Annotated in this window: 30 protein-coding genes; 25 read left to right on the forward strand and 5 right to left on the reverse strand. The window is 30.3% G+C overall.

What is annotated here, in order from left to right; translation table 11 throughout:
• Nucleotides 1-191 precede the first annotated feature (191 nt).
• Nucleotides 192-545 carry a hypothetical protein gene (locus FHG05_RS17520; protein WP_140999410.1) on the forward strand — a complete coding sequence of 118 codons (354 nt, stop codon included), beginning with the start codon at nucleotides 192-194 and terminating at the stop codon, nucleotides 543-545.
• 317 nt (nucleotides 546-862) lie between these two features.
• Entirely contained in the window at nucleotides 863-1,408 is a 546-nt protein-coding gene (locus tag FHG05_RS17525) for a hypothetical protein (protein WP_140999411.1), read from the forward strand.
• A gap of 393 nt (nucleotides 1,409-1,801) precedes the next feature.
• Here FHG05_RS17525 and FHG05_RS17530 read toward each other — a convergent pair whose 3' ends face one another.
• From FHG05_RS17530 to FHG05_RS17540, 3 genes are read right to left on the reverse strand one after another with little or no spacing between them, the layout of a single operon-like run.
• Nucleotides 1,802-2,374, reverse strand: coding sequence for a PhnA domain-containing protein (locus FHG05_RS17530; protein WP_140999412.1), 573 nt, complete (start codon nucleotides 2,372-2,374; stop codon nucleotides 1,802-1,804).
• A gap of 2 nt (nucleotides 2,375-2,376) precedes the next feature.
• Nucleotides 2,377-2,871, reverse strand: coding sequence for a DUF6646 family protein (locus FHG05_RS17535; RefSeq protein WP_140999413.1), 495 nt, complete (start codon nucleotides 2,869-2,871; stop codon nucleotides 2,377-2,379).
• A gap of 34 nt (nucleotides 2,872-2,905) precedes the next feature.
• Entirely contained in the window at nucleotides 2,906-3,631 is a 726-nt protein-coding gene (locus FHG05_RS17540) for a metallophosphoesterase (protein WP_140999414.1), read from the reverse strand.
• A 199-nt stretch (nucleotides 3,632-3,830) separates the two neighbouring features.
• Between FHG05_RS17540 and FHG05_RS18475 the strand changes: the two genes are divergently transcribed.
• From FHG05_RS18475 to FHG05_RS17555, 10 genes are read left to right on the forward strand one after another with little or no spacing between them, the layout of a single operon-like run.
• The gene (locus tag FHG05_RS18475) at nucleotides 3,831-4,004 is read left to right on the forward strand and encodes a hypothetical protein (RefSeq protein ID WP_157504303.1); all 174 of its coding nucleotides are present in this window, start codon (nucleotides 3,831-3,833) and stop codon (nucleotides 4,002-4,004) included.
• A gap of 36 nt (nucleotides 4,005-4,040) precedes the next feature.
• On the forward strand, nucleotides 4,041-4,214 hold the full coding sequence (locus FHG05_RS18480; protein WP_157504305.1) for a hypothetical protein: 174 nt from the start codon (nucleotides 4,041-4,043) through the stop codon (nucleotides 4,212-4,214).
• 36 nt (nucleotides 4,215-4,250) lie between these two features.
• Nucleotides 4,251-4,424 (forward strand): hypothetical protein, encoded by a 174-nt coding sequence (locus FHG05_RS18485; RefSeq protein WP_157504307.1) that lies wholly within the window; start codon nucleotides 4,251-4,253, stop codon nucleotides 4,422-4,424.
• 39 nt (nucleotides 4,425-4,463) lie between these two features.
• Nucleotides 4,464-4,637: a hypothetical protein gene (locus tag FHG05_RS18490; RefSeq protein ID WP_157504309.1), complete on the forward strand. Its 174-nt coding sequence runs from the start codon at nucleotides 4,464-4,466 to the stop codon at nucleotides 4,635-4,637.
• 40 nt (nucleotides 4,638-4,677) lie between these two features.
• Nucleotides 4,678-4,851 (forward strand): hypothetical protein, encoded by a 174-nt coding sequence (locus tag FHG05_RS18495; protein ID WP_157504311.1) that lies wholly within the window; start codon nucleotides 4,678-4,680, stop codon nucleotides 4,849-4,851.
• Nucleotides 4,852-4,883: 32 nt separating this feature from the next.
• Nucleotides 4,884-5,057: a hypothetical protein gene (locus FHG05_RS18500; RefSeq protein ID WP_157504313.1), complete on the forward strand. Its 174-nt coding sequence runs from the start codon at nucleotides 4,884-4,886 to the stop codon at nucleotides 5,055-5,057.
• 39 nt (nucleotides 5,058-5,096) lie between these two features.
• The gene (locus FHG05_RS18505; RefSeq protein WP_157504315.1) at nucleotides 5,097-5,270 is read left to right on the forward strand and encodes a hypothetical protein; all 174 of its coding nucleotides are present in this window, start codon (nucleotides 5,097-5,099) and stop codon (nucleotides 5,268-5,270) included.
• Nucleotides 5,271-5,305: 35 nt separating this feature from the next.
• The gene (locus tag FHG05_RS17545) at nucleotides 5,306-5,488 is read left to right on the forward strand and encodes a hypothetical protein (protein WP_140999415.1); all 183 of its coding nucleotides are present in this window, start codon (nucleotides 5,306-5,308) and stop codon (nucleotides 5,486-5,488) included.
• Nucleotides 5,489-5,543: 55 nt separating this feature from the next.
• On the forward strand, nucleotides 5,544-7,562 hold the full coding sequence (locus tag FHG05_RS17550; protein ID WP_140999416.1) for a tetratricopeptide repeat-containing sensor histidine kinase: 2,019 nt from the start codon (nucleotides 5,544-5,546) through the stop codon (nucleotides 7,560-7,562).
• 12 nt (nucleotides 7,563-7,574) lie between these two features.
• On the forward strand, nucleotides 7,575-8,252 hold the full coding sequence (locus FHG05_RS17555; RefSeq protein ID WP_140999417.1) for a response regulator: 678 nt from the start codon (nucleotides 7,575-7,577) through the stop codon (nucleotides 8,250-8,252).
• A 3-nt stretch (nucleotides 8,253-8,255) separates the two neighbouring features.
• Here the strand turns inward: FHG05_RS17555 and FHG05_RS17560 are convergent, their stop codons facing one another.
• On the reverse strand, nucleotides 8,256-9,395 hold the full coding sequence (locus tag FHG05_RS17560) for an ATP-binding protein (RefSeq protein WP_140999418.1): 1,140 nt from the start codon (nucleotides 9,393-9,395) through the stop codon (nucleotides 8,256-8,258).
• Nucleotides 9,396-9,630: 235 nt separating this feature from the next.
• On the opposite strand from FHG05_RS17560, the gene FHG05_RS17565 reads away from it, so the two are divergent.
• The 10 genes from FHG05_RS17565 to FHG05_RS17610 all read left to right on the forward strand — a co-directional run bounded on the left by FHG05_RS17565 (nucleotide 9,631) and on the right by FHG05_RS17610 (nucleotide 21,383).
• Nucleotides 9,631-10,734, forward strand: a complete 1,104-nt coding sequence (locus tag FHG05_RS17565; protein WP_181369193.1) for a DUF3103 family protein — start codon at nucleotides 9,631-9,633, stop codon at nucleotides 10,732-10,734.
• Between the two features lie 280 nt (nucleotides 10,735-11,014).
• Nucleotides 11,015-12,019, forward strand: coding sequence for an AAA family ATPase (locus FHG05_RS17570; protein WP_140999420.1), 1,005 nt, complete (start codon nucleotides 11,015-11,017; stop codon nucleotides 12,017-12,019).
• 82 nt (nucleotides 12,020-12,101) lie between these two features.
• Nucleotides 12,102-12,968 carry a DUF58 domain-containing protein gene (locus tag FHG05_RS17575; RefSeq protein ID WP_140999421.1) on the forward strand — a complete coding sequence of 289 codons (867 nt, stop codon included), beginning with the start codon at nucleotides 12,102-12,104 and terminating at the stop codon, nucleotides 12,966-12,968.
• A gap of 1 nt (nucleotide 12,969) precedes the next feature.
• Entirely contained in the window at nucleotides 12,970-14,592 is a 1,623-nt protein-coding gene (locus FHG05_RS17580; protein ID WP_140999423.1) for a BatD family protein, read from the forward strand.
• Nucleotides 14,589-15,593, forward strand: a complete 1,005-nt coding sequence (locus FHG05_RS17585; RefSeq protein WP_140999424.1) for a vWA domain-containing protein — start codon at nucleotides 14,589-14,591, stop codon at nucleotides 15,591-15,593. Before FHG05_RS17580 ends, FHG05_RS17585 begins: the two co-directional genes overlap by 4 nt.
• An 11-nt stretch (nucleotides 15,594-15,604) precedes the next feature.
• Nucleotides 15,605-16,642, forward strand: coding sequence for a VWA domain-containing protein (locus FHG05_RS17590; RefSeq protein WP_140999425.1), 1,038 nt, complete (start codon nucleotides 15,605-15,607; stop codon nucleotides 16,640-16,642).
• Nucleotide 16,643: 1 nt separating this feature from the next.
• Nucleotides 16,644-17,429 (forward strand): tetratricopeptide repeat protein, encoded by a 786-nt coding sequence (locus FHG05_RS17595; protein WP_140999452.1) that lies wholly within the window; start codon nucleotides 16,644-16,646, stop codon nucleotides 17,427-17,429.
• A gap of 1 nt (nucleotide 17,430) precedes the next feature.
• The gene (locus FHG05_RS17600; RefSeq protein ID WP_140999426.1) at nucleotides 17,431-19,191 is read left to right on the forward strand and encodes a BatD family protein; all 1,761 of its coding nucleotides are present in this window, start codon (nucleotides 17,431-17,433) and stop codon (nucleotides 19,189-19,191) included.
• On the forward strand, nucleotides 19,191-19,958 hold the full coding sequence (locus FHG05_RS17605) for a tetratricopeptide repeat protein (protein ID WP_317130155.1): 768 nt from the start codon (nucleotides 19,191-19,193) through the stop codon (nucleotides 19,956-19,958). The genes FHG05_RS17600 and FHG05_RS17605 overlap by 1 nt, the downstream gene beginning before the upstream one ends.
• 39 nt (nucleotides 19,959-19,997) lie before the next feature.
• Complete coding sequence (locus FHG05_RS17610; RefSeq protein ID WP_140999428.1) at nucleotides 19,998-21,383, forward strand: glycine-rich domain-containing protein; 1,386 nt, start codon at nucleotides 19,998-20,000, stop codon at nucleotides 21,381-21,383.
• Nucleotides 21,384-21,392: 9 nt separating this feature from the next.
• Here the strand turns inward: FHG05_RS17610 and FHG05_RS17615 are convergent, their stop codons facing one another.
• Nucleotides 21,393-21,971 carry a CvpA family protein gene (locus FHG05_RS17615; RefSeq protein ID WP_140999430.1) on the reverse strand — a complete coding sequence of 193 codons (579 nt, stop codon included), beginning with the start codon at nucleotides 21,969-21,971 and terminating at the stop codon, nucleotides 21,393-21,395.
• A 130-nt stretch (nucleotides 21,972-22,101) separates the two neighbouring features.
• On the opposite strand from FHG05_RS17615, the gene FHG05_RS17620 reads away from it, so the two are divergent.
• From FHG05_RS17620 to pheS, 3 genes are all read left to right on the forward strand, one after another.
• Nucleotides 22,102-22,458: a hypothetical protein gene (locus FHG05_RS17620; protein WP_140999431.1), complete on the forward strand. Its 357-nt coding sequence runs from the start codon at nucleotides 22,102-22,104 to the stop codon at nucleotides 22,456-22,458.
• An 11-nt stretch (nucleotides 22,459-22,469) separates the two neighbouring features.
• Nucleotides 22,470-23,435: a bile acid:sodium symporter family protein gene (locus tag FHG05_RS17625; RefSeq protein ID WP_140999432.1), complete on the forward strand. Its 966-nt coding sequence runs from the start codon at nucleotides 22,470-22,472 to the stop codon at nucleotides 23,433-23,435.
• A 91-nt stretch (nucleotides 23,436-23,526) separates the two neighbouring features.
• Nucleotides 23,527-24,546: a phenylalanine--tRNA ligase subunit alpha gene (pheS, locus tag FHG05_RS17630; protein ID WP_140999434.1), complete on the forward strand. Its 1,020-nt coding sequence runs from the start codon at nucleotides 23,527-23,529 to the stop codon at nucleotides 24,544-24,546.
• The last annotated feature ends 89 nt before the right edge of the window (nucleotides 24,547-24,635 follow it).

Here is a 24,635-nt window from a genome sequence, read left to right on the forward strand (position 1 = left end):
ATCTTAAGCAGAGTATTTGCTGTAATTAACAGACAAACTCCATACATAAACACGTATAAGTTTGCCTGTTGATTATTTTATATTTTTACTTGTTTTTTATCATAGAATGCGATATCGGGTTGGTTTTAAAATAATTATACAAATAAAAAATGGAAAAATTATAAATTCACATCCAAAAATATATTAGAAAAATGGAATATAAATTTTACAAAAAAGAGATTGAGACCACTGGAAGTGTCTATTTTTTAATTGAATCAAAAAGTAGTGTTTTAACTAGATTTGGTGACAGTGGTTGGACTATTAATATGATTCAAGAAATTATTAATAATGTTGAGAACAACAAAACTAAACCTAAAGGGCAAGAATATATATGGGCAAACGAAAACCTTACACTTTATTCTAATGTAAATGGAATATTACTTATCGATGTGTTATCTCAAAAATCGGGTATAGATGATACTGAAAAAACGAATTTGCTACTAAATCATGAAGAATTTATAGATTTTATGGAGAATTTCAAAAAGTTTGTAGCTGAAAACAGTTAATTTTAAAAACGTCTTAAGAAATTAAGGCGTTTTTTATTTTTATTAGATGATTTCTTTAAGTTCCTTAAGAGTGTTTTGCCCCCGTTGCGAAAAGTCTCCTGACTTTGAATTAAGATAATTAAATGCCACAGTTATTTACATTGTGGCATTTTTATTCGAAATCTAATAAGTTCATTTTGGAAAAATAGGTTTATTTGTAGTAGCTCAAAGTCAGGAGACTTTGCACAGTAGGGTTTCTTACCCAAAAGTTTCTGAGGCTGTTGATGACAATATAAATCTATTAAAAGAATTAGAATTAATTTTTATAAAATAATAAAATGGAAGATAAAAGATTAAAATATGTAATTGTTGCGGTGCAAGATTACAGAGAATGTGGGTATTCTAATACTCTACATACAGATAAAGGATACCTTATTGTTGCAGAAGATTATCCTGGTGGTAAAGAAGCACCTCATAATCTAACAAATTATAGAAGAATAGTGTTTGAAAAAGTATTAGGAGAAAAATTTGGACATGAAGCCATTATTTTAGAACCCAAAAGCACATTGTTTTTAGCATTGCTAACAGAAATGGAGTTGAAGTTAAAGGATTTATTAAAAACCCAATGTAGAGAATTTTTAGACCACATCAACTACAGATATGACGAAGAAATAGAATATTTTGGTGAAAAATATGTAATTAATGGTAGGAATTACGAGGACAAAGCCTTACGTTACTTTTATGAGTTTTATGAAAAAATTAAACGGTTTTATGATTATAATTACCCATTGTATTTGGTTCCAGCCACTCAAGAAGATGAAGAAAAGTATTATGGAGACCATGAAAGAGGAAATTATTACGAACCTATTTCACCTCAAAAGTAAATACTTCTAATATAATTCTTAACCACCTTCGGGTGGTTTTTTTATGCTTTATAATTAGCCCTTCAAATCTTATTTTTGACTGGAGAATTAACCGCTACCTACGCAAAAGTGCACAAGAAGTTCTAGAACATACTGATGATGTAAATCCGTGTTATCGGGATTATGGTATGTTTCGAAAGATAAAACAATCCACTTTGATACTTATGAGTTTCAATATAAAAAGTTTTAAAGTTTTCTATTTGTAAGACAAAAGCTACAACATAAACCCGTTATGAGGCGATTGCTTCAAATTTTATATTGTCAGTAAATCGTACAATTATCACACTATGTATTATAAACAAAAAAGGAATTCTTATTGAAGAATTCCTTTTTTGTTGTGTATTGAAGTCAACATTATTTCGTTTTCTTCACATATTGTGTTAATATCACTATGTGTTGGTTTTCAACACGGCCTTCAATTTGCTCCGCATTATCCCAAACTAATTTAATATTGTGCACTGCAGCACCTCTTTTTGCTGTGAAATTAGCTCCTTTTACATCCAAATCTTTAATAAGTACAACTGAATCTCCATCTTCAAGGATATTGCCATTAGAATCTTTATGAATAATTTTACCTTCATCATCGTCACCTTCTCCTGTTGCTTTTGCCCATTCTAAAGCTTCTTCATCTAAATACATCATTTCAAGCATGTCAATATTTTTTAATCGAGCATGCATTCTCCAAGAAACAATTTGAACGGGTAGATTTTCATTCCACATTGATTCATTCAAACACCTCCAATGATTTAAATCGATTTCTTCTGGATTTTCTATTTGAGCAATACACGTTTTACAAGCTAAAATAGAATGTTCTAAACTTTCATCTGTATATGGTGCAACGTTAAAAACTTGTAAATCATGTTCGTTACCACATAATTCACATTGTGCGTTACTTCTGTCCTTTAGTTTTTTTTCAATTACACTCATTCTTATAAATTAAAGCTGGCTCCAATAGAAAAATTGAATTGGTTGTTGTATTTTTCAAACCCTACAGGATCATTATCATACATGGCAATAGGAAATTGTACTTCAGAATAAATACCAAATCCTTCTGAAAAGAAATAACGAGCCCCTAAATGAGCTCCAAAGTTTTTTACACCAATATTCAAACCTGGATAGACATCTATTTTTTCTTCAATATTAAAGATATCTGCAATATTAGCACTAAACCTTGCGCGAATATCAAAACGATCATCAAAGTTTGGTTTCTCTCCTAAAATCTCTTCGATACCTAATAAATAAGCAGCGGTAAAACCGAAAGACATATTTTTGCCTAATCCATTATCATAGGTAGCAATTATTCCAGTTCCTTTTTCTTGGAAATTGGCACCTACTTGAAATTTTTTGTCTCCTTTACCTGAGAAAACCTGTGCATTAGATAAAGCAAACGTACCTAAAGCCAATATAAGTAATACTTTTTTCATTGTGTTTTATTTTGTACAAAGATAAAAATATTAGTTAATTTCTCCCTCTTTCATTTGGATAAAGCGTATGTAGTGGGTCGCTTTGCCAAAATTCTTTACTATCAATATCTAAAATTGTTAGAGGACCTTTAAAGGCTGCACCAGTATCTAAGTTCCAAACGTTGGCTATATTATGAGGAATAGTTATACCTATTCTTGTAACTGGGGTATGCCCAATATAAATTTCTTGATATAATTTTAAGCGATTGGGATAATACACACTATCTCTATTTAAGTTTAAATTTAAAGCCAACGCGCATTCCCATAATGTTCTGTCCCAATAAAACAAAGGTTTAAAATACTCAAATTCAACCCCTTTTAAATTGGTAAAACCAGCATGTATAAACAACCTGTTTGCTTCATCTATATAATAGTCTTGAAGGGATTCTAAAAATTCAATATGGTTTTGTATGGTTTTGGAATCTACTTTTTGATACGCTTCAATGGTCGATTCGCCTCCATGCTGAAACCACTCCTTGTTAAATTGGTTGGTTTTCAGATAATTTAATAATAAATCGTCATGATTCCCTCTTAAAAACACACAATTTTGATTACCATTTAGCGTTATAAGATAATCGATAACTTTCTCTGATTCACTCCAGCCATCGACATAATCTCCTAAAAAAATTACTTTATCTTCCTCTTTGAGATTACAACGATTTAAAACTTGTTGTAACCCTTTTAAGCCACCATGTATATCTCCAATTACAAATCTTCTCATTTTTAACTAAATAATTAATAAACAGAGCGCTATGTGCTAAAACTTTAACAAAATCGGCAGAAAACTTGTAAAATTAAAATTTTGTAACACCTTATTTTTGAATCGACAAAAATAAGGTGTTACAAAAATGCATTGATAACACTATAGTTTGTTAAAATAATTAAAAATAACAATATAATCAAATTTAAATTTTAGAAGTATGAAAAAATCAATCTTTACTCTAGCGCTTATTTTAATTGCATCTCTATTCGTTGTTTCTTGTACAACAGACTCTTATGATGCTGATATGGAAAACAATGCGGCAAACATTCATGCAGATGATACTGGAGAAACAGTACAAACAGATCCTATTATTATTCCTAAAAAAGACTAATCTAACTCCTAATTCATTTTTTAAAACGTATTACTTATGAAAAAAATATTTCTTACACTGGCTGTTGTTTTAATTGCTTCTTTTTCAAGTGTTTCTTGTACAACCGATTCATATGATGCTGATATGGAAAATAATGCTTCTAATATTCATGCAGATGATACTGGAGAAATAGTACAAACAGATCCTATTATTATCCCTAAAAAAGACTAATCTAACTCCTAATTCATTTTTTAAAACATATTACTTATGAAAAAAATATTCCTTACACTGGTTGTTGTTTTAATTGCTTCTTTTTCAAGTGTTTCTTGTACAACCGATTCATATGATGCTGATATGGAAAATAATGCTTCTAATATTCATGCAGATGATACTGGAGAAACAGTACAAACAGATCCTATTATTATTCCTAAAAAAGATTAATCCCCCAATCCCCATTTTTAATTTTAAAACGTATTACTTATGAAAAACACAATTCTTACCCTAGTAGTAGCTTTAACAATGTCTTTATCCATTGTTTCTTGTACAACAGACTCTTATGATGCTGATATGGAAAATAACGCTTCTAATATTCATGCAGATGATACAGGAACAACTGTACAAACAGATCCTATTATTATTCCTAAAAAAGATTAATCCCCCAAATCCCAATTTTAACATTTAAAACGTAATACTTATGAAAAACACAATTCTTACCCTAGTAGTTGCTTTAACAATGACTTTATTCCTTGTTTCTTGTACAACTGATTCTTATGATGCTGATATGGAAAATAATACTTCTAATATTCATGCAGATGATACAGTAACAACTGTAGAAACTGATCCTATTATTATTCCTAAAAAAGACTAAGCTTGAATTTTATATTTTTAAAACTTATTTTTATGAAAAAATCAATTTTTACACTAGTATTTATATTCATGGTTTGTTTATTAAGTATTTCTTGTACAACGGATTCCTATGATGCAGATTTGGAAAAAAATGCATCAACAGTTCATGCTGATGATACAACAGTTACTGTTGAAACCGATCCAATTATCATTCCCAAAAAAGATTAACCCCAAACCTAATCCTAATTATTTTAAAACTTAATTCTTATGAAAAAAATATTCTTCCCTTTAGTAGTTGTTTTATTAGTATCTCTATCTACGATTTCTTGCACTACAGATTCCTATGATGCTGATATGGAACAAAACACAGCTAATATTCACGCTGATGATAACAACGAAACGGTTGAAACAGACCCTATCATCATCCCTAAAAAAGACTAAAAAAGCTATCTATATATAATTTTAAAAAGTATCTCATGAAAAAAGTAATCTATTCGTTAAGCATTCTTTTAGTAATATCTTCTTCAATAATATCCTATTTAACGGTAACTATTAATTCAAGTAATAAAGAAGTTGCTCAGGAAAATAGAACCAATCAAATTGTACTTCTAGGAGAAGGAAATTCATATAATCCAATACTAATTATTAAAAACGATTAATGCGTGTAAGAAAATCATTAAATTTGTGTTTGTACATAAATTAATATTTTAGTGCTTGAAAAAAATTATTTTAATACTTCTTTTTTTACAGTTTATAAGTTGCTCTGATGGTAAAAATCAAGAGTTGATACTTGATGCTCAAAATCAAAAAATTAATAATTATCTTTCTCTAGCTCAAAAAGAAACTATTTCGAAAGAAATGCGAATTCGCTTTGGAGACTTAGCCTATCAAGCTATTAAAGGGCAAAAAAATGATTCTATTACAAGAAGAAATTATTTTAAAGTAGCCAATCGTTATTTTCCTCTTTATGAATTGGAAAAATATAAAAAGGTTACCAATGAAGTTTTAGCTTTAGGTAGAGCAAGTAAAGATTCTGCAACTGTAGCAAAAGCATTATATTACTTAGGCGACTATTTTTTTGAAAATGCAAAAAATGATAGTGCTTATTGGTATTATAACAACGCTGAAAAAATTTATAATAAAATCGATGATAAAGAAAATTTAGCCAATACAATCCTACACAAAGCCTACGTTTTACTTTATGAAAAGGATTTTTTAGGAAGTGAAACAGCGACGATTAAAGCGTTGGATATTTCATTGAATATTTCAGATAAATTACTAGTATATCAATGTTATGGTAATTTGGGGAGTGCCTTATCTGGATTAGGCAATTATGAAAAAGCACTTTATTATCATGAAAAAGCCTTGTCGCAAATTGAAAAATTGAAAGACAATTATTTGTACGAAGACTTTAAAGCGCAAACGTTTCACAACATTGGTTTAGTGTATCAGAATAATAACCAATACAAAAAAGCCTTAGAAAATTTTTCAGAAGGTTTAAAAATTGAAAATTTACTTAAAAAACAACCTGTATTATATTCGGCATTACTTGATAATTATGCCTATTGTAAATTTAAATTAAATAATGATGAAGGTTATGATGAGTTGAATCGTGCTTTATTTTTAAGAGATAGTATCAATAATATTGCTGGAATTATAAAAAGTAAAATTCATTTAACCGAATATTACCTGTCAAAAGCTAATAAAACGAAAGCGTTACAGCTCAATAACGAAGCATATACTCTTGCGGATAAATCTAATTATAATAAAGAAATACTCAAAACCTTAGATTTATACACTAAAATAGACCCTTCTAATGGTCTAAAGTATGCCCAAAAATACATAAAACTTAGTGATAGCCTCAATGATTTAGAAAGAGCAACCCGAAATAAATTAGCGCGTATAGAATATGAAACGGATGAAATTATTCATGAAAACTTGGAAATTTCTAGTGAAAAGAAAACGATATTAACAGTATCCATCTTAGTTGCCTTCATTGGCGCATTATTATTTGTAATTCTTTTTCAAAGAGCGAAACAAAAAGAATTATTGTTTACACAAGAACAGCAAAAAGCCAATGAAGAAATATACCAACTAATGCTCGATCAACAAACAAAGATTGATGAGGTAAAAAACATTGAGAAAAATAGAATTGCGAGAGAACTTCATGATGGAATTATGAATAAATTAGCCAGTACAAGATTGAATTTATTCGTTCTTACCAAAAGAAATGATGAAGAAACAATAAAAAAATGTATTGGGCATATTAATGAAATTCAAAATATTGAAAAGGAAGTTAGAGTCATCGCACATGAATTAAGCAATGATACATTTTCTGAAAAAGGAAACTTTAAAACCATTCTTACCGAATTATTAACGGAACAAAATGAACTTTATCCTGCGAATTGTATTTATGAAATAGACAAAGATATTGTTTGGGAAAATATTGATATAGAAATTAAAATGAATTTATATCGAATATTACAAGAAGCATTAAATAATTGTAACAAATATGCCAACGCAGAAAATATTTATATAAACATAGATAAACAAGAAAAAATTGTAACTTTACAAATAATAGACGATGGAGAAGGCTTCAATACCAATAAAGCGAAGAAAGGAATAGGAATGAAAAACATGTTCCAAAGAACAGAATCTGTGAAAGGAGATTTTGATATTACTTCTGAAATCGGCAAAGGCACAAAAATAATAATCAAATTACCAATCAATTAAAATAATAAAATAATGAGTTCTAAGAAAGTAAACATTTTTATGATTGACGATCATCCATCCATGATTGAGGGTTATAAGAGCATTTTGTCTTATAACGATTTAGGATATGAAATTAATGTTACTTCAGCATTTGACTGCGAATCTGCATACAAAAGAATGATGAAATCGGAAGATTTATATGAATTTGACATGGTCTTCCTAGATTTAAGTCTCCCTCCTTATGAAGAAAAAAACATCAATTCTGGACAAGATTTAGCTATTCTTGCTAAGAAAAAGTTTCCTTTTGCAAAAATTGTAATTCTAACGTCTCATGCGGAAGCTTTTATTTTATATGATATTCAAACAAATATTGAACCAGATGGTTTACTTGTAAAAAGCGACTTTACTGCTGAAGAATTTTTGAGAGCTTTTGAAGTAATCATTAATAAAGAAAAATACGTTAGTAAGACGGTAAAAGAGAGTATACAAGAAATGCTGGAAGTAAAAAACAATGTTTTTCTAGATGAAAACAATCGTACTATTATTTCTTTACTTGCGCAAGGCGTTTTATCTAAGAATCTTCCCAATTATATCAATTTAGCGCAAAGTTCTATTGATAAAAGAAAAGCTCAAATTAAAGATTATTTTTGTGTTAAAGGAGGTACAGACGAAGACATTGTTAGAGAAGCAAAAAAACAAGGCTTTGTTTAAAATTTAATTGTACTTCATTTTTCTAAGAACGCGCATCACTTCTTTAAATTCAGAGTAAACTTTTATGTTTTCAAATTGTTTAAAGTGCGTTTTGCTATCTATTAACTTTTGTTTGGCATCCTCAAAACCATTGAGATAACAAATCATGAGCGTAGATGGAATGGATAAAACTTCTTTGTTTTCTCGTTCGGTTAAAGTAATTCCTTTTTCTAGTTTTTTTAATAAGCTAATATTGGAATTATAAATATGATGTAGCATTTTTCTATTGTACTGAGGAGGTACAAATAACATCTCTGTATCCATTTTATAATAACCATTATCAAAAAAGGTAATTGTCAACCTTTCCAAAGGGTAGTAACTTGTTTTATCATTAATGCCTAAAGCAATATGTTCGGTAATAATAAATGAAGATGCATCATAGGTAATAGTTACATCATCTTGAGCGGAATAAAACAATTTGACTTGTTCGTTGATTAGTTCAATATCTACTCTGGAATAAAAAATAGTATTGCGCACATTTTTTTTAACTCCTGCCCAGCAAACTACAAATAATTCCTTGAAGACTTTATACTTACAATATAGGTCTTTATGCCTTACATTGATGAAATCTTGAACACCATCTAAGGTGTGCTCTATGCTGTTTCTAGAATTGTTTTCAATACTAATTACAGTTTCGGTGTTTATTTTAGAAAAAGGTATTTTTTCTTCTGTAGGAATGGAATTACTTCCTCTTCTTACAAAAACAGTATTCGCAAGTATGGTATGTATGCCTTTTTTAAAAGAAGAAATTTTACTTTTGGGTTTTATCGTAACCAAACCAATGACTTTGTCTTTGGCTAAATTCGGAAAAGGAACATTTTCGTATTGGATTTTTGGAGGGTTGTCTATGTAAGCATTTACTAAATTTTGTATTTTACTATCATCAAAAAAATCATCTCCAACAATCTCATTGTTTTCATCTTCTACACCAACAATAATATAAGAATTATTAGCTGGATTGGAGTTTGATAGAGCACAAATATGTTTTAAAAATTTAGCCTTACCTTCTTTTGTATGTAAATTTAATTGCCTTTTCTTATCGTAAAAACTACTTTCATCATTATGAGCCAATAAATTTTTTATAAGTAATCTTTTATTTAGCATCTCCTGAAATAATTTGCCACTAATTTACTGTTTTATTTGAGCGGATTCAAAATGTTTTGCAATTAAATTAGTTTGTTGATAATCTGTTAAATATAAATAAATATTTCAAGAAAAAGGAAGGTAAAATTTTAACATTAATGGTAAAAAACATGTAAGCATAAGCTATACATCTGTTGTAGCTTTACTTCGATATAAAATCAAACAAACAGTAATATTTAATTAAAACATGAAAATTATGAAAACTAATTTCAGAAAAATCACATCGCTTTTCGTCCTTTCAAGCCTGTTTTTTTCTTGTAGTAATGACACTTCCCTTGAAGTCGAAAATCAAACGCTTACGTATGTTACTACTGATAAAATTGAATTGGCAAAACAGGTTGCTAATGCATTAAAAACAAACAATGGAGCAGCATTATTAAGCAGTAGTAAATTTAAAAGCCTTAATGAAATCCTTCTTTCTGAAGTTTTTAACGAATTAAAAATAACCAGTAGTAAAGAATTTATTACTCCAGAAATCGAAAAAGAAGGTGTTTTAGAATGTTTTATATATAATCAAGAAGTCATAAATACTAAGACATTGAGTGATTTGCAAATCCTTTTTGCTCCTGTAGATGATAACACCAAAACACTAGAAGGAGTTGATATAAATGGAGAAATTGTTTTTGTTGACGCCTCTCAACCCAGCAATAAACCAATCCTTTTTATCGATCAACATGGGAAATATGAATTTCAAAAAAGCATGAATTCGTTAAATGAAGAATTAACCAAAAGAGGTTTTGATACTCAAATAAATGCACCAGTTGTTTCAGGAAGAGCAACAGCTGTTGATTTTAATAAAATAGATGCTATAAAATTATCGGATGTTCAAGAGCCTTGGTTTAAAGGAAATCCAGAAATTTATGCTATTGTATTCAATTTTGATCAAAACTTTAACGAACCCAATGTACCGCCGTTAAGAGTGTTACAAATGCCATACATCAAAAAGAAAAATGTTTTATATACGCCAGAACAGCCTTTTGTTTTTTGGAATGAACATACTCGAAATGCGGCTACCATGATTATCATGGAAGAGGATTCAGGCTTTGATTATGCAGGTGTAATTAATATTGTTGTACAAGCAATAGGAACGGGTGTAACTTTAGGAACAGGAGATGCTGTTTGGACACCTTTTGTAGTAAATACAATTACGGCTGTTTTAGATGAAATTAAAGGAAGTTGGTCTACTGATTCTGACGATGAAATTGATCAGTATTATATCATTCGAAAGCAAAATATAACGCAATTGCGAAGTGGTGCTAGTAATAATGCTGCTATGACTTATTCTTTTGAAACCTTATAAAAAAATAAATTTAAATTTTTTGAAAAGCACATTTGACGATGTGCTTTTTTTATTAGTTGTATATTAAAAAAACAGAAACTATTGATTTGTAATGAATTATTATTTAAAAACACTTTTTTAATATAAATTCTTAAAACAATAAAAACAAAATCATAAATTAGGCTTAAATAATGCTTAAGCTTAATTTTTTTAACGGTATATTAACATCGTAGTCCTAAATAAATTTTCAATTTTGAATTGTTAAAATTTTTTTGAAAATTTGAACCAAAATAAATTGAAAATGGAAGAAAATACTGCAACATTAGATATTAGAGCAATTAATGAAAAAATAGAAAGAGAAAGTGCTTTTGTTGATTTGTTGACTATGGAAATGAACAAAGTGATTGTTGGACAAAAACACATGATTGAAAGACTCTTAATTGGACTTTTAGGACAAGGTCACATTTTGTTAGAAGGTGTTCCTGGATTGGCAAAAACATTAGCAATTAATACGCTTTCTCAAGCGGTGCATGGTAGTTTTAGCAGAATTCAGTTTACACCAGATTTGTTGCCAGCAGATGTTGTTGGAACAATGATTTATAATATTAAAGAAAACGATTTTACCATTAAAAAAGGGCCAATTTTTGCCAATTTCGTACTTGCTGATGAGATTAACCGTGCTCCTGCTAAAGTGCAATCAGCACTCTTAGAAGCGATGCAAGAAAAACAAGTCACTATTGGTGATTCCACTTTTAAACTAGACAAGCCTTTTTTAGTAATGGCTACCCAAAATCCAGTAGAACAAGAAGGAACATATCCTTTACCAGAAGCACAAGTTGACCGTTTTATGCTAAAAACTGTTATCGATTACCCTAAGATGGAAGATGAAAGAATGGTCATTCGTCAAAACCTATCCGGGACTTTTGAAAAGGTTAATCAAGTGGTTTCTTTAGAACAAATTTTGAGAGCACAGCAAGCGGTTCGAGAAGTATACATGGACGAAAAGATTGAAAAATATATACTAGATATTATTTTCGCTACTCGTTTTCCAGAAAAATACAAATTAGAAAGTTTAAAACCATTAATTAGTTTTGGTTCTTCACCTCGTGGAAGCATTAATTTAGCTACTGCAGCAAAATGTTATGCTTTTATTAAACGAAGAGGTTATGTAATTCCAGAAGATGTTAGAGCTGTGGTTCACGATGTATTACGTCATAGAATTGGAATTACATATGAAGCTGAAGCTGAAAACATCACTTCAGTCGATATCATTAACAAAATTGTGAACGAAGTAGAGGTGCCTTAAAATTAGTAGGCAGTAAACAGTAGCAGTAAGTCATTTTTGAATTTTGCTGAAAACTTTTAACTGATCACTGAATACTAAAAAAATGGAAACGAAAGAAATACTCAAAAAAGTAAGAAAAATTGAAATTAAAACCAGAAGATTGAGCGATCATATCTTTTCTGGTGAATATCATACATCTTTTAAAGGAAGAGGGATGACTTTTTCTGAAGTGCGTCAATATCAATATGGAGATGATGTACGTGCCATAGACTGGAATGTTACGGCAAGATATAATGAGCCTTATGTTAAAGTTTTTGAAGAAGAACGGGAATTGACCATGATGCTTATGGTAGATTGTAGTGGTTCGGAATCGTTTGGCTCTAAAAATCAATTTAAAAATGAAATTGTAACAGAAATTGCCGCCACATTAGCCTTTTCTTCAACTCAAAATAATGATAAAGTAGGTCTAATTCTCTTTTCAGACGAAATTGAATTATTTATTCCTCCTAAAAAAGGAAAATCTCACGTTTTACGAATCATCAGAGAATTAATTGAGTTTAAACCGAAAAGTAAAAAAACTGATTTAGCCCAAGCATTAAAATTTTTATCGGGTGTAATGAAGAAAAAAGCAATCGTATTTCTAATTTCCGATTTTATGGTAAAAGAGTACGAACAAACCTTAAAAATTGCTTCCAAAAAACATGATGTTACTGGAATAAGAGTATATGATCAAAGGGAAGAAACAATACCAAATTTGGGTATGGTGAATATGTTAGATGCAGAAACAGGGGAATCATTTTTGGTAGATACGAATTCCAAAAGTGTGCGAATGAATTACGAAAAATACTATAAAGACAATGTAAAATATTTTACAGATACTTTTTCAAAATGTGGAGCAGGAACAGTGAGCGCAAGGGTGGATGAAAGTTATGTAACCAAATTGCTGGGTTATTTTAAAGCAAGAAATTAAAATGGTAAAGAATTTAAAAATACTCCTTTGTTTTTTATTTACTTCAATCGTTTTTTCTCAAACGATTCAATCTACTATAGATTCTACTCAAATTAAAATAGGTTCTCAATTTAATTTGACGATTAAAGCGAACGTTACTTCAAAAGATAAAGTCGTTTTTCCAGAAGCACAATTTTTTGGACCAGTTGAAGTTTTAGAATCCTATGCTGTAGATTCTATAAAAAATAATGATAAACTAGAATTAATTAAAAAATATGGGCTAACCCAATTTGATTCAGGACGATATGTAATTCCAGCTTTACAAGTTATTATCAATAATAAAGCGGTTCAAACGGACTCTTTTGCAATAACAGTGAATCCAGTAATTGTAGATACGCTAAAACAACAAATGTATGATATTAAGTCAATTATTACGGTAGAGCAGCCCACCAATTATTTTTGGTTATATGTTCTATTAGGAATTGTTGGTATTCTTATTATTGGGTTTCTAGTGTATTATTTGATCAAAAAGAAGCAAATTAAAAAGAACGAAGCGGATGAAATTCTTTTTGCATCACCAATTGAAAAAGCATTATCTCAATTACAAAATTTAGAAGGAAAAGAACTTTGGCAAAAAGGTGAAACCAAAGCCTATTATTCCGAATTGACGGATATTACGAGATATTATTTGGAAGAAGCGGTTGAAATTCCAGCGATGGAAAGTACTTCAAATGAATTGTTTGATACTTTAAAAACAACCATTCAAAAGAAAAAAATTAAACTAAGTCAAGACATTTTAGATAAATTCAAAAAAGTAATGGCTAATGCTGATTTAGTAAAATTTGCGAAATCAAAACCATTGGATTTTGAAATTGAAAATGATAAAAAAATGATTGATTCATTTCTAATTTCAATTGATAAGGCGATTCCAAGAACAGATGAAGAAAAAGAGAATTTATTTACAGAAGAATTAAAACGCAAAAGAAATCGTTCACAAAAATTAAAACGTATTGGTATACCGATAACCTTAGTACTCTTTTTGTTGTTAATTGGAGGTGTTTTCATTGGGATAACCAAAGGAACCGATTATATTAGAAACAATTGGATAGGACATAGTGCGAAATCTTTACTAAATGAAGAATGGATTACTTCTGAATACGGAGATCCTGCCATTGTTATAGCAACTCCAAAAGTTTTAAAACGCGTTTCTGATGAACGTATTCAAAACAACTTACCAGCACATGTAAAAGCCAATGCAAAATTTATGTATGGAAGTCTATTGGATAATTTTTCAATAATTCTAAACACTACAGCTTTCAAAGATACTACCAATGTAGATTTGAATCAGGTCGTGGAATATGATTTGAAGAATATGGAATTATTAGGAGCAAAAAACATTACGGTTAAGGAAGAAGACTATGAAGATCCAAAAGGTTTAACTGGGAAAAAAGCATATGGTAGTTTTTCAGTTCAAAACCCATTGGAAAAAGAAAATCAACTCATGAATTATGAACTGTATGTGTTTTCTCAACCAGGAGGCGCACAAGAATTGTTCTTAATTTACAGAAATGAGGATGAATATGCGAAACAAATTATGGAACGTGTGATTGCATCTGTCGAACTTAGAAAAGCAACCGAAAAATGAAAAATGTGACTTTTTTAAACCCTGAGTTTTTCTGGTTATTTTTAGCCTTGCCCATTGCAATTGCTTGGTATTTCTATTCTATAAGAAAACAAACAGCGACGATTAAAATGAGTTCTTTAGCTCCATTTGCGAATAGTAGAACCCTTTTATCTAGAATAAAACCGCTGCTTTTTGGATTGCGAATTTTGGCTCTTGCTTCCATTATTGTAGCTTTAGCACGACCAAGAAGCGTTGATGTAACCCAAAAATCAAGAACTACTCGAGGTATTGATATCGTCATGGCAATAGATGTTTCTGGAAGTATGTTGGCCAAAGATTTAAAGCCCAATCGTTTAGATGCATTAAAGAGAGTGGCAGCAAAATTTATTGAAGACAGAGTAAATGACAGAATAGGTTTAGTGGTATATGCAGGAGAAAGCTATACACGTACTCCTGTTACTTCAGATAAAACGGTAGTTTTGCAATCCTTAAGAACTGTAAATTATGATGATTCTATCATTGCTGATGGAACCGGAATTGGAGTAGGATTGGCCACGGCAATTAACCGTTTAAAAGATAGTAAAGCAAAAAGTAGAATTATTATCCTTTTGACTGATGGAGTGAATAATGCGGGAACGATTGACCCAAGAATGGCTGCAGATATTGCAAAACAATATGGTATAAAAGTATACACTATCGGTATTGGTACCAATGGGATGGCTCCTTTTCCTTATACAAAAACAGCAAACGGGCAATTTTTATTTCGTAACATGAAAGTAGAAATAGATGAGGATTTAATGAAAGAAATTGCTAAAACGACTGACGGAAAATATTTTAGGGCAACGAATAATAAAAAGCTAGAAGAAATCTATGCTGAAATTAATAAGCTTGAAACCACTGAAATTGAAGAAAAAAAATATTTCAATTATGATGAAAAATTTAAACCTTTAGTTTGGTTGGCTTTTGCGCTTGTTTTAATAGAAATCGGTTTGAAAAATACTGTTTTTAAAGGTTTTGTTTAAAAAAATATATAATGTATCATAAATTAGAAGAACCAATATTGTTATATTTATTACTAATACTTCCCCTTTTAGTAGTGTTATTCTTGTTTCAGGTATATTGGAAAAAGAAAAAGCAAAAAGAATTTGGTGATTTGGAATTGGTAAAAAAACTAAGTCCTGAAAAATCTACATTTAAACCTGCTCTAAAATTTGCAACTGTTGTATTGGCTTTAACAGGTATAATTTTGGCTTTGGTAAATCCCAAAATTGGAACCAAAATGGAAACGGTTAAAAGACAAGGTATTGATATCGTTTTTGCTTTAGATATTTCAAAAAGTATGTTAGCAGAAGATATTGCTCCAAGCCGCCTTGAAAAGTCAAAACAATTAATTAATCAGATAATCAATAGCTTAGGGAATGATCGAATTGGTATCGTAGGTTATGCAGGAAGTGCTTATCCCGTTTTACCTATGACAACCGATTACAGTATTGCTAAAATGTATTTGCAAAACATGAATACCAATATGGTTTCTTCTCAAGGTACAGCTCTTAATGACGCTATTAATTTAGCGACCACTTATTTTGATGCTGTGGATACTAGTAAATTAATAATTTTAGTATCCGATGGTGAAGACCATGGTGATGGAGCTGCAGAAGCAAGTGAAATAGCGAAAGAAAAAGGAATTAAAATTACTACAATTGGTGTAGGTACATTAGATGGCGGACCAATCCCAATTAAAGGAGATAATGGTGTAATTTCAGAATATAAAAAAGACAATGAAGGTCAGGTTGTAATTACAAAACTTAACCCTGAGACGCTTCAAAATATTGCTCAAAATACCAAATCTGCTTATATTGAAGGAAAGAATACAAAACAAGTAGTAGAAGAAATAAAACAAGTACTAGATACTATAGAGAAAACAGAATTTGAATCCCAAGAAATAGCGGAATATCAAACACAATTCCAATGGTTTCTAGGAGTTGCGTTTTTCCTATTGTTAATAGATGTTTTCTTTTTAGAACGAAAAACAGCATGGTTGCAAAAGTTGAACTTATTTAATGAAAGATAGTATGCAAAGGATAATTATTGGAATCGCATTATGTATTACGTCGTTGCTTTTTAGTCAGAACAAAGACAAAAATTTATACGAAGGAACGGAACTTTTTAGCAATAAAAATTTCATAGCTGCTGAAAGTGATTTTAGAGTTTCACAAGCAACAAACGAATCCAAAAAAGCAGTCGCAAATTATAATCTTGGAAATAGTATTTATAGACAAAATCAGCCAAGTGAAGCAAAATATAAGTTTTTAAATGCCATTGAAAGTGCGAAAACTAAAGAAGAAAAACACAAGGCTTTCCATAATTTAGGAAATGCATTCATGTTAGAAGAAAACTATTCAGCAGCAGCAGAAGCCTATAAAAATGCTTTGAGAAATAATCCTTATGATGAAGAAACACGTTATAATTATGCTTTAGCAAAGAAAAAGCAAAAAGAAAATCCGCCTAAAAAAGATAAAGACAAAGATAAGGACAAAGATAAAAAACAAGACCAAAAAGACAATAAGGGAGATAATCAAGATAAAAAAGACAAACAAGATAAGGGTCAGGATAAAGATAAAAAAGATTCTGACAAGGGTGATCCAGAAGATAAAAATAAAGAAGGAGATGATAAAAAAGACAATCAAAATGGAGACAAAAAAGAAGATGAGAAAGGAAATCCAAAACCTTCTGGTGTAAACAAACAACAAATCGAAAATTTATTGGACGCAGTTAACAATGCAGAAAAGAAAATTCAAGATAAATTAAATGCAAAAAAAGTAAAAGCCGTTCCAGCAACAAATGAAAAAGATTGGTAAAATGAAAAGAGTTTTTATTATACTATTACTTTTTATACAAACAGCTCTTTTAGCTCAAGAAATTAAATTTGAAGCTAAAGTGAGTAAGTCTACTATTGGTTTGAATGAACGTTTGCAAGTAACATTTGCAATAAATGAAGATGGTGATAACTTTCAAGCACCTAATTTTGAAGGATTCAGAGTTGTGGGTGGCCCATTTCAATCTACCAATTTTTCTTGGGTAAATGGTGTGAAATCATTTAGTAGAAGTTATGCTTATGTCTTACAGCCTACTCAAAAGGGTACGCTAACTATCAAACAAGGTATTATTGAATTTGAAGGACAAACCTACAAAACCTTACCTGTAAAAGTTACCGTAACAGATGCAGTGGAATTACCTAAAGATCCAAATGATCCAGATTATAAAGTAGGTGAGGGCGTTCATTTAGTAGCTGAGGTTTCAAATGGAAACCCGTATTTAAACGAACCTGTTACTGTTATCTATAAACTGTACTTTAATCCTCGATTTCAAGTTCGAAATGTACAAGAAGTAGACAATCCAAAATACAATGGGTTTTGGAGCCAACAAATTAATATTGATAAATTAGAAGCCGTTCAAGGAAAATATGAAGGTCAAGATTATGCTTTGGTAGTTTGGAGAAAAGTAATTCTTTATCCTCAAGAATCAGGCGCAAAACCACTTGAACCCTTGACTATTAATTTAGATATAGATGTGCCAACTGGAAGAAGAAATTTCTTCATGGAACCAGAATATCAATCGGTAACCAAAACAATTTCTGCAGGTGCCAAAACTATAAATGTGAAACCGCTACCTGATGCTGGAAAACCACTTAGTTTTAGCGGAGCGGTTGGTAAATTTAATTTTGAAGTACAACCTTCTAAAACAGAACTTAGAGCAGGAGAATCTTTAGATTTAGAAATTAAGGTAACGGGTACAGGTAATTTAAAGTTATTTACTTTGCCTAAAACTGAATTTCCAAGTGCCTTTGAAGTTTTCGATCCAGAACATAAAGAAGAAGTAAACACGCCTTTATCTGGAATGAACGGTACTATTTCAGACAAGTACACCATTATTCCTCAATTTAAAGGGAAATACACTTTAAAACCTATAGAATTTTCGTATTTCGATTTGAGTTCGAAATCTTACAAAACCATTTCTTCTGAAGCAATTACAATCAATGTTTTGGATAATCCAAACTTTACCTCTTCTAAACAAGATGTAGCTTCTACGGATGAAAATAAGCAAAAAGTAGTTAAAAATAATACCTTTCAATTTATTAAATTGAAATCTGATTTTGTTGCGAAAAATCAAGAAGCCTTTTTTGGAACCCAATTATTCTATGGTTTAGTGATAGCTCCCTTTTTATTCATTCCATTAATTGTATTGGGTAGAAAGAAAAAAGAAGCGATTGATGCGGATGAATTTGGGAATAAAATCAGAAGAAATAATAAACTGGCTAAAAAATACCTTTCTGAAGCTAAAAAACAATTGGGCAATAAAATTCCATTCTACATGGCAATGGAAAAAGCGTTACATAATTTCTTGAAAGCAAAATTGCATATTGAGACTTCCGAAATGAGTAAAGAAAATATCCAAGAAATATTAGAGAATAAACAAGCACAGAGAGAAACGATTGCACAATTTATTCAATTGATGAATGATTGTGAGTTTGCTCGCTATGCACCTTCTACTGATGTAGCGATGCAGCAAGACTTTGAAAAAGCGGTAACCTTAATTTCCGAACTTGAAAAACAATTGTAATGAAAATGAAGAAAATAGTGTATTTGTTTTTATTAATAAGCCCATTCTTTTTTGGACAAAATAATGCTACGGCACTTTTTGACGCGGCAAATGATTTATATAGAAAAGAAAAATATACAGAGGCAATTGAAAAATATGAAAGCATTCTCAATCAAAATCAACTAGAATCTTCTGAATTGTATTTTAATTTAGGGAATTGCTATTATAAGTTAGGTAAAATAGCACCTTCGATTTATAATTTTGAAAAAGCACTCCTTTTAAATCCTTCTGATGAAGCGATAAAAACGAATCTTTCCTTTGCACAAAATAGAGCCATAGATGATATTAAGGTATCGCCTAAAGTGGGTTTTTCTAACTTTTTTTTAAAAACGATAGGTTTTTTTAATGTAACAATTTGGGCGTGGTTAGCGGTTGGTTTTTCCGTCTTTTTTCTATTGTTTTTTATTGGTTACTATTTTTCTGCAACTGCCTTAATCAAAAGAATATTTTTTGTAGGGATGTTTTTCATTTTAGCATTTCTATTTTGTAGTGTGTTGTTTGCTTATGTGTTGAACAGGCAAGATAAAGTCATTCGACCCGCTATTGTTTTTGAGGAATTAGTTAATGTAAAAACAGAACCCAAAACCAGTTCGGAAAATGCTTTTATGCTACACGAGGGAACTAAAGTTTTTGTAAAAGAAACTCTAGAAAACTGGAAACGTATTGAGCTTACTGACAAATCGGAAGGTTGGATTAAAAAAGAGGCCATTAGAGAATTGAAAGATTAGTTTTTTTTCTATTTTTGAGTAAATAGAAATTTATTTTTCATGAATAAAGAACTTTGGGAAACCATCGAAAAATTTGATTTTGATTTTCCTGTTTCCGAATATGGGTTTTCTACTCGTTTGGCTTATGAAAACGAATGGACCGAATATTTTACTAAAAAAGCCATTGAAGAATACAAGAAGTTTATGTATTTAGCGACAACTTCTAATCAAATGGTTTCCCCTTCTGAAATTGTAGACATAGTTTGGCACCAACACTTAATTTTTACACAATCATATACTGATTTTTGTGCGCTTTTAGGTAAGAAAATTCAGCATATTCCTTCCACACATAACAAAGAAGAACAAGATAAATTTCTAACCGCAAAAACACACACGACTGCGATTTATGAAAGTAATTTTGGTAAACAGCCTAAACTATTTTGGGAATACAATTCCTTTGCAGCAGCATTAGAAATTGAAAAATCAAAAATACATTTTAGTTCTATTATAGCTATTGGTTTGCTAACATTGCTCATTTTAGTTGTATTGTTTCGAGTTGTTCTTTACGATGTATTTGTAACTATTGACAATCCCATATTTTTAATAATGTATGTTTCTTTAGGAATAATATTTTATCTCTTTTTGAACATTTATAATGAAATTACAATTGGAAAAAACCGAAAGCAAATTGTAAGTAATGAAATTATTAAAAACCTAACGGCAAGTGAATTAATTTATTTGAAAACGAATCAATTGAAAGTTGTTATTCACGGTTATGTGAATTACCTTTTAGTAGAAAAAAAATTAAAAATTACAGATTCTAAAGAAATAATAAAGTCAAATAGAGGTAAAAAATTAGATAGTATTTTAGAAAACTGTATTTTAGATTCTTTTGATTCAAAAAGTAGTGTAAAATATAGTCACTTATTGATGGTATTATTGAGTAAACCTATTTTTTCAAAAATTCCCAAAGCAGCAAATACAATTAAAGAAGCTATTAATTTCTCAAAAGAAAATATAAAGTTATTCCTTTTTAACTACATGTTTACAGTGTTGTTTCTAGCAATTGGATTGACAAGATTGATAATTGGATTGGGTAGAAATAAACCCGTGATGTATTTAGTGCTCCTATTAGTGTTGGCTTTATATTTGTCTTTTCTTTTCTTAAAAAAAACATGGAATATAATGATTTACAAAGGAATTCCAGATTATTTTAAAAATGAAATTATTCCAAAATCAAAGGCTGAATTTTCCGATTGGGAATGGAATTATTTTTTAAATGGAATAGCCTTACTTTCAGCCGCATTCATTCCAATAGCAAATACATATACGAGTTCCAATTATTTTTCAGGATGTGGTACAAGTTGTGGTTCAAGTTGTGGAAGTTCTTGTGGCTCTAGTTGTGGAAGTTCTTGTGGAGGCGGTTGTGGTGGATGTGGAAGTTAAAAATTATAATTATTCCTGCACTGTATCAGTTGGTTGATTATTAGCTTCTTTTTCTTCATTTTCAGTCTTTTCACTTTTCACTTTTTCCTTTTCACTAAAATCAGTGTACCACTCTTCAATTTTAGGATATATAAAAGCAGCAATCTCTTTGGTAGGAGAATAAAATATAGATTCATCTAAAGTTTCTTGTTTAACCAATATATTGTTGCTGTTTACTTTTTCAAATAATAAAATCACAATACTTAACAATAAAATGGTTTTTAACGTACTAAAAACAGCTCCAGCCAACTTATTCATCCAGCCTAAATAAGCAAAATCAGCAATTTTAGTCAATAATTTAGCGGAAAGATGAATAGCTATCACAACAAGTAAAAAAGTTAAAGCAAAAGCCGTTATTTCGATATATTTGGGTTCCCAACTCACCTTGGTTTCTAAAATGTTTTTTAGCACATAAGAAAATTTGATAGCGATAAAAATTCCAGCTACTAAAGCAACCAAGGAGGCCAATTCCACAAACAGTCCGTTCTTAATTCCTTTGTACAAAGCATAACACAATAAAACGGCAAATACAATATCGATAAAATTCATGTTGGAATACAATAGTTCAAAGAATAAAGATACTAGAAATTATTTAAAACCAAATTTCAGCTATATCTTTGTAAAAAAATTATGTTAGCTGTTCAGGTTACTTACAATTTATAACTTATAACTTGGAATCATGTCAAGAGACGAACAATTAAAAGCACGTTGGGAAAACGTGGTTAAAATAATATCAGATAAATTTGCCGATGGAGATGAACTCGATTTAGAATCTATCATCTATTTAATTGGTATACAAGAATTAGGAAAATTCAAACAAGAATTTAAAAAAGACGAGAAGGTTAATTTGATGCATATTGCCATTTGTCGTCTCTTAGAACCTTATGGATATTACGAATTTGAATATTTCGATAATGAGGGTTGGCCACATTACAAAGTAAAAGAAGAGTTACCTTCTTTAAAAGCCGGAGAACAAACAGTATTAATGAAAGATGCTATTGTCAACTACTTTTTAGAAAAAGAACTCATCGATTAGTCGGTTGGAGTATGAAAGTTGATAAGTTTCTTTTAGCTATTTTAGGAACGGTCCTATTGGCTTATTTTTTTCCACAATTTGGATCCAAAAATAGTCCGATCCCTTTATCTTTAATAGGAAGTATTGGAGTAGCCTTGATATTCTTTTTTTATGGATTAAAATTACATTCCGATAAAATTAAAAGCGGACTCAAAAATTGGAAATTGCATCTTTTAGTGCAACTATCCACTTTTTTACTTTTTCCAATAATAGTTTTGGTAGCAAAACCTTTTTTGGTTTCTGAAGAACAAGAATTAATTTGGTTAGCTTTTCTTTTTTTAGCGGCCTTACCTTCAACTGTTTCGTCTTCGGTTGTTATGGTTTCTATTGCTAATGGAAATATTCCTGCAGCGATTTTTAATGCCAGTATTTCAGGTTTAATTGGTATTTTGATTACACCGCTTTGGATGGGTCTTTTTTTACAACAAAATGAGGTTGCTTTTGATTTAGGAAGTATTTATATAAAATTAAGCACTGAAATCTTATTACCTGTATTCCTTGGAATCTTGTTGCAACGTTTTTTAGGGAAATATGTAGCACAATGCAACAAGCAATTGACCTTGTTTGATAAATCGATTATTTTACTCATCATTTACAAAAGTTTTTCAGAATCTTTTGAAGAAAAAGTATTTGCTTCGGTAAGCTTAATCGATTTGACATACCTCTTTATTTTTGACTTGTTGCTTTTTATTCTTATTTATGGATGCATAGGTTTTGTTTCTAAAAAACTCCAATTTAGCAAAGAAGATCAAATTACAGCACAATTTTGCGGTACCAAAAAATCATTGGTACACGGAACCGTTTTTTCTAAAATTCTTTTTCCTTCTAATGTAGCAACAGGTATTATTTTATTACCACTCATGTTGTTCCATGCGATGCAAATTTTTATAATTAGCTTTATCGCTTCTACATTAGGTAACGAAAAAGGGTCTCGTTAAAAGAGATTTTTTCCTTTCACCGATAAACTTTAGAATTACACTAGAACAAAAAAATATAATTTGTAAATTTGCGAACCATTTTAAGTTTGCAATGATAGACAAGATTAAAGGTCATATTGAAGAAGCAAAGGCTTTTCATGCTGACAATAAAGAGAAATTAGAAGAATTCCGTATTAAATACTTAGGAAATAAAGGTATATTAAAAGATTTATTTGCTGATTTTAAGAACGTTCCGAATGAAATGAAAAAAGAATTTGGACAAGTAATCAATCAGTTGAAAACTACAGCCGAAGAAAAAGTAGCGAGTATTCAAGACCTTTTAGAAAGTAAAGAAGAGGTGAAGGGTATTTACGGAGATGTTACAAGACCCGGTGAGGCAATCAACATTGGTTCTCGTCATCCAATTTCAATTGTAAAAAATCAAATTATTGATATCTTTTCTAACGTTGGGTTTAATGTTTCAGAAGGTCCAGAAATCGAAGACGATTGGCACAACTTTACCGCTTTAAATTTACCAGAATATCATCCTGCAAGAGACATGCAGGATACCTTTTTCATTCAGACGAATCCGGATATTTTACTGCGTACACACACGTCTTCTGTGCAAGTACGTTATATGGAAAACAATCAACCGCCTATCAGAACAATTTCTCCTGGTCGCGTTTTCCGTAATGAAGACATTTCTTCTCGTTCGCACTGTATTTTTCATCAAGTAGAAGGTTTATATATCGACAAGGATGTTTCTTTTGCTGATTTAAAACAAACGTTGTTGTATTTCACAAAGGAAATGTTTGGGAAATCTAAAATTCGTTTGCGTCCTTCTTATTTTCCATTTACCGAGCCAAGTGCTGAGGTAGATATTTATTGGGGATTGAATAATGAGATTGATTACCGTATTACCAAAGGTACAGGATGGTTAGAAATTATGGGTTGTGGAATGGTAGACCCAAATGTTTTGAAAAACTGTAATATCAATCCTGATGAATATACTGGTTTTGCATTCGGTATGGGAATCGAACGTATTGCCATGTTGTTGTATCAAATTGGCGATATTCGCATGTTTTACGAAAATGATGTGCGCTTCCTAGAGCAATTCAAATCATCGATTTAAAATAAATAAAAAAATTAGAAAGTCTTAAAGTTGGGAGTGTTGAACTCTTTTGCTTTAAGACTTTCGACTTTCAAACTTTAAGACTTAGT

It is taken from the genome of Flavobacterium profundi (genome assembly GCF_006491645.1).
GTDB lineage: Bacteria > Bacteroidota > Bacteroidia > Flavobacteriales > Flavobacteriaceae > Flavobacterium > Flavobacterium profundi.